This is a genomic window from Elusimicrobiaceae bacterium (assembly GCA_028700325.1).
In the GTDB taxonomy this organism is placed as follows: Bacteria; Elusimicrobiota; Elusimicrobia; order Elusimicrobiales; family Elusimicrobiaceae; genus JAQVSV01.
On the sequence record JAQVSV010000110.1, the window covers coordinates 1 to 5,126 of the forward strand.

General features: G+C 55.5%; 7 protein-coding genes. 3 read left to right on the forward strand and 4 right to left on the reverse strand.

What is annotated here, in order from left to right; genetic code table 11:
* From PHW69_09770 to PHW69_09780, 3 genes are all read left to right on the forward strand, one after another.
* Positions 1-437: hypothetical protein (locus PHW69_09770; protein MDD4005469.1), on the forward strand; the 437-nt coding region annotated here is incomplete at its 5' end.
* Positions 425-1,159 (forward strand): M48 family metalloprotease, encoded by a 735-nt coding sequence (locus tag PHW69_09775; GenBank protein MDD4005470.1) that lies wholly within the window; start codon positions 425-427, stop codon positions 1,157-1,159. The genes PHW69_09770 and PHW69_09775, both read left to right, overlap by 13 nt.
* Positions 1,156-1,968, forward strand: coding sequence for a phosphatase PAP2 family protein (locus PHW69_09780; protein MDD4005471.1), 813 nt, complete (start codon positions 1,156-1,158; stop codon positions 1,966-1,968). The genes PHW69_09775 and PHW69_09780 overlap by 4 nt, the downstream gene beginning before the upstream one ends.
* A gap of 170 nt (positions 1,969-2,138) precedes the next feature.
* On the opposite strand, the gene PHW69_09785 is transcribed toward PHW69_09780, so the two are convergent.
* The 4 genes from PHW69_09785 to PHW69_09800 all read right to left on the reverse strand — a co-directional run.
* Positions 2,139-2,609, reverse strand: coding sequence for a transcription elongation factor GreA (locus PHW69_09785; GenBank protein MDD4005472.1), 471 nt, complete (start codon positions 2,607-2,609; stop codon positions 2,139-2,141).
* A gap of 60 nt (positions 2,610-2,669) precedes the next feature.
* The gene (locus PHW69_09790) at positions 2,670-3,554 is read right to left on the reverse strand and encodes a cache domain-containing protein (GenBank protein MDD4005473.1); all 885 of its coding nucleotides are present in this window, start codon (positions 3,552-3,554) and stop codon (positions 2,670-2,672) included.
* Between the two features lie 116 nt (positions 3,555-3,670).
* Positions 3,671-4,555, reverse strand: coding sequence for an endonuclease (locus PHW69_09795; GenBank protein MDD4005474.1), 885 nt, complete (start codon positions 4,553-4,555; stop codon positions 3,671-3,673).
* A 195-nt stretch (positions 4,556-4,750) separates the two neighbouring features.
* The coding region (locus PHW69_09800) for a hypothetical protein (protein MDD4005475.1) at positions 4,751-5,126 on the reverse strand (376 nt) is incomplete at its 5' end.

The window sequence follows — 5,126 nt, forward strand, 5'->3', positions numbered from 1 at the left end:
TGTTTCTGTATGACGAGAACATGAAGCTGCTTGCCTGCGCGGTGATGCGGCCCATGTTTCTTTTCGGCAAAACATTCGTGGTGTATGATCCGCAGGCCCGGCAGGTTGCGCTGATCATACGCTCGATGTTCCGGCTGACCCGGCATTGGTATATAGCAGATCTTAATTGTGAAGGCCGTTATGAAATGAGCGAAACTTCCGCCCTGAAGGCGGTTTTCCGCAAAATGTTCGGGCATTTGTGGGGCATGCTGCGGTGCGCTTATGTTTTTCGGGAAAATGGCGAGGAATCCGGGATTTTCAGGAAGGACTGGTCACTGCTGAACCGTTATACCCTGTTTATCCAGAATCCGCCGGATGTTGATTACCGGGTGGTCTTGCTGATGGGCCTGCTGGCCGACCGCATTGATCCCGACAGGTGGTACCCATGGCTAAACTGAGGCTTGCCGCGGCGGTTTTGGCGCTGGCGCTGGCGTGCGGCTGTTCGCGGGTGTTTCTGCCGCACAGTGTGGACGCAGAGATGGGTCGCAAGGCCGACGCCGAACTTGCCGGTTCGTTCAAACCGGCGGACGACGCGCCCGCGCTTGCCTATATCGCCGGGCTGGGCGACAGGGTGGCGAAGCATTCCGAACGCCCGGACCTGCACTTCAGATATGTGCTGGTTCATTCCGACAGTATAAATGCGATCGCTTCGCCCAGCGCGACCATCTACGTGACCTCCGGCCTGCTTTACGCCATGAAGAACGATGAAATCGCCGTCGCCGGAGTGCTCGGGCATGAAATGGCCCACATCATACAGCGGCATGCCACCGAGAAACTGCAGAACCGGCTCGGCCTGAAGGCGTTGATGCTGTTTTTCGGGGGCGACCAGTTTTTCGGAGGCGCGATTTCCGACACGGTGAGCGATCTTATAGGCGTGAAGTATTCGCGCGAAATGGAGCTGGAAGCCGATCTCTGCGCCGCGCGGTATCTGCTGGCCATGGGCGTAAACGCCAGCCGGGTTGACGAGTTTCTCCGGCGGCTGCAGGAAATTCCGGAACTGGCCGGTTCCGGGCGCGGCTATATGGATGAACATCCCCCCCTGGACGCGCGCGTAGCGAATATCGAGAGATATCTTCAGGCAATGCACAGCCGCAACAAGCGGAACTCCTCCGGCACATGATCCGGCAAACGGCATACGCGCTGGTTCTGGCGGTTCTGGCGGCCTGCCCGGGCCGGGCCTGTGCGGCAGGCGGAACGGCCGGGTCAGCCAATCCCGCCGTCATACTGGCAAAAGACGCCGTCCGCGCCGTTTCCTCGCCTATACGTTATGACCGGCGTGACTGGCTCACGTTTGCCGCCGTAGCCGCCGCGGGACTGGGGCTGTACTCCGTCGACGGCGATATCTCGGATTTTTTCCGGCGCAACGCCGTGCCGCCCGACACTTCAAGAGTTTTCAAAACATTCGGCGAAGGCAAATATACTGTCCCCGCGATGGCTGCCCTGTATGGCATAGGCTGCGCGGCGAAAGCCGGACGCTTGAAAACCGCGTCGACGCTGGCGGTGGAAAGTTTTCTCATATCGGGTTTTGCGGCAAACGCGATAAAGCTGGCGGTGCACCGGCACCGGCCCGGCAGCGGCGACGGGCCGGGCCGGTTTGACGGCGCTTCCTTTTCAAATGGCGACACATCCTTTCCGTCTGGCCACGCCGCCGTGGTTTTTTCCATGGCGGGCGCGTTTGCCGGAGTCTATGCCGACAAGCCTGTCGTTGCCGTTACCGCGTACAGTGCGGCGGTTCTTACCGGCCTGTCCCGCATCAACGATGACGCGCACTGGGCAAGCGACGTGTTTTTTGGCGCGGCGATCGGTTATTTCACAGCCAAAGCCGTTGTGCGTTACCATAACGTCCGCGCTGAAGCCGGCGCACCGGCAGTTGTTCTGCTGCCGGGCTACAGCAACGGGCCGCAACTGACGCTTGTGCGCCGGTTTTAAACACTTTTCCAGTGTCCGGCGGGCGGGATTTTGCGTTTGCATAAAGTATCCGGCAACGAAGATACGGCGGCGCGTTCCAGCAGGCGGATTTTGCGGTTGCAATGCGGAATTTTGCGGTTGCAAATAAGGAAAGAGGCCCTTGCGGGCCTCTTTCTCTATAGGAGGAACAGCTATTTGTATTCGAGACTGATCAGTCTGTATTTCTTTTCACCAACCGGCAGCACGACGGAAAATTCATCGCCGGTTTTCTTGCCGAGAATTCCTATGGCGAGCGGCGAGTCCACTGAAATGGAACCGTTCATGGGATCGGCTTCTTCCGATCCTGCCAGCGTGTAAGTGAGTTCCACACCTTTTGCGGTGTCTTTCACCGTTACGGTCGCGCCGATGCGCGCACGGGTTTTGTCCACCTGCATGTCATCTATGATCTTGGCGTTGCGCAATTTTGCCTCAAGTTCGGTGATTTTAGACAGGGTTTCCGCCTGTTTTTCCTTGGCGTAGGTATAGCCCGCGTTTTCGCGCAGGTCACCCTGCGCCATCGCTTCGCCTATTTCAAGCGACAGTTCCTGCTTGAGCGTGCGCAGTCTGGCCAGATCGCCCTGAAGTTTCTCATAGCCTTCTTTAGTTACATAAATACCCTGCATAAGCTCTCCGGAATTTTGAGTTTTTTTAGTATAGCAATTGAAGCCGCATTTTAAAAGCCGTTATTTGCCGCCGCCCATATCCGGCTGGTAAACGCCCGCGCCCACAAGATAATCCGCACCGGAAACCGCCACTTTGCGGATATAGGACATCTTGACCGACGGTTTCTCCGTGCCCGGCCTGGGCCAGGTATATTTTACCCACACGCCTTTTTCCGCGCTGGCTTTCTTAAACATCTCGCGCACGAAGGAATGGCCGTCAGTATCCTTCAGGTCCATGATGTTTTTGCCGACGTATTCGGGAAACAGCGGATCAACCTGCTCCGTTCCGGTCGAATCAATCACGAAAACATATACATCGGAAAAAATAAACCGGCTCGCCCGATCCTCAATTTCGGCAAAAGCGGCGGTGCCTTTTCGGACGATAAGCGCGGCCGCGGCGTCCACCGTATCCGACAGAAATATACGTTCTGTCCGCAAATCGTACAATCCGCATCCGACAAGGTATTTTTTTCCGCTTTTGGGCGAGGCCGCACTTGTGATAAAGGCGGATTTCCAGCGGTACGCTTTTTTTCCGCCCCGTAAAGGCCAGTAATAATGCACCCAGCCGCCTCCGGCATCAGCCGCGTCAATAAACCATTTCCCGATCGGTTTGCCGTTCAGATCCTTCAGATCCGCCAGACTGGCCTTTTCATTGTCAATGTCGGCAGGATAAACAACCCGTTCGCCATTAACTTCCCATACGAAAATATATACATCGCCGTGAAACCAGCGGGAATCCGGCTCACGGAACTCCTCGAATGCCGATTCGCCCTCTTTATTGACAAGCGCCGCCGCGGAATTGACCAGCTTTACCAGATTCTCGGTTTCGCGGTTATCGTATTTCTGCGCGAACGCGCCTGAACATATGCCCAGCAATACCGCAAGCCCCACCACTGTTTTGGCCATATTTCTCCCCATTGCGGTTAAACTTGTCATTTTATTCTACACTAATTCCGGCAAAAAAATACATCCTCCCCGGAAACCCGGCGGATTGCAAGGTTCGCGGATTCTGTATGGGCTGTTTAAAAGGATTTCCAGACGGATGCGCCGATTTTATCCGCCAGCGTATAGTCGTCTATGAAAGGATTGCGGTTGTTCTGATAGCGGGATACGAGCTCATTGCGGCGTATTTCGTTTTCATCCGGCGGATCCTGCCTGTTCCACAGAAGCAGGGTGTTGACTTTATTTGTCCAGAACTGCTGGCTATACCCGCCTGACCTTATGCTGCGGTCATGATACCGGAGCATGAAATACAGCATTGCGCGGGCAGAGTTGCCTTTATTGGCGTCACAAGGCTCAAACACCCCGTCGCTGCCCAGCCTGGAGCCGGAGTTTGTAGAATATATTGCCCGCGAAACCATGCCGTAAGGATAGGCCCCTCTCCGGCCGTTCGGGGTGACGAAAGTTGACTGCAGGTGATGCAGATCCGATTTCATCGGCAGCGCTTCCCGGAAAAACGATTGCGGCCAGCTGTGTTCCGCGTTAATGCCCTGCTTGTCAATAACCCCGTCGCCGTTCAGGTCATTCTGTTCGCGGTAAGAACTGCCATCTCCGGAAGTGCCCGGCATCAGAATCTGCGAATAAGCCGTTAAAACCCCTTTTTCCCCATTGCGCGAGATATTGTCAAGCTGGCTGTACATAAGGTACCGCGCTTCGCCGTAAGATAGCGATTTTGCGCCATCGTTTACATAATCGTGGAGCGCGTCAAACAGTTCCGCGCCCGACAGATTGTCAAAACCGGAAGCTTTCAGTTTCGGAGTGTTGCCGCCGGAGTAGTTGACGACGACAACAACGGCCGGCTTCCGGGCTTCATTAACCGCAGGAACGCCGTAATGGCTGGCTTTGCGGCCGAAGAACGAGGACAACTGGGAGAATGCGGAATTTGAGCCGTAACCGACTATGCCCACGAATTGAACGTCATTGCCGGAAGAAACGTTTTTTTGCTCCGCAGCCTGCAATCCCGGCAGAAAACCAAGAACCACAAAGACTGCGCATATAAATGAATATTGTCTGTTCCTCATAATCAGAAGTATTGCAGGTCCGCTGATATTTCGCATGGGCCTAAAGGCCCAATTTTCATTACCCGCAGGATCTATTTCCCGCTACCATTTAATCAGGCAGTCCGGGTTATCGGGGAAAATCCGGCGGAGGTTGGTGTAGTCTTCATCGCCGACCATTTCATGCCCGATTTTTTCGGAATGAGGCGACAGGCCCATCGGCCCCACGTTCTGCTTCGACATTTTGTGGATCACATAGTCACCCACATGCAGCAGCGCATCCAGCCCGGAGGCGGAATGCGCCTCCATCTGAAACCAGGTGTCGCCTTCGCCTGTTTTCCCGAATAAAACGACGCCCATCCCGGGAAACCGCACTTCATACTGGGGCGTGCTCACCCCGGGATAATGGGAGGAAATGCGCTGGCGCGCATCCGGCAACATCGCCCATTTGTCATACAGGCGGCCCCGATCCCGCACTATG

What these genes read in the sequence shown, in the direction of transcription:
- PHW69_09780 (MDD4005471.1), top strand. Translation starts at nt 1,156, where the DNA reads ATGATCCGGCAAACGGCATACGCGCTGGTTCTGGCGGTTCTGGCGGCC.
- PHW69_09790 (MDD4005473.1), bottom strand. Translation starts at nt 3,554, where the DNA reads ATGGCCAAAACAGTGGTGGGGCTTGCGGTATTGCTGGGCATATGTTCA.
- PHW69_09785 (MDD4005472.1), bottom strand. Translation starts at nt 2,609, where the DNA reads ATGCAGGGTATTTATGTAACTAAAGAAGGCTATGAGAAACTTCAGGGC.
- PHW69_09775 (MDD4005470.1), top strand. Translation starts at nt 425, where the DNA reads ATGGCTAAACTGAGGCTTGCCGCGGCGGTTTTGGCGCTGGCGCTGGCG.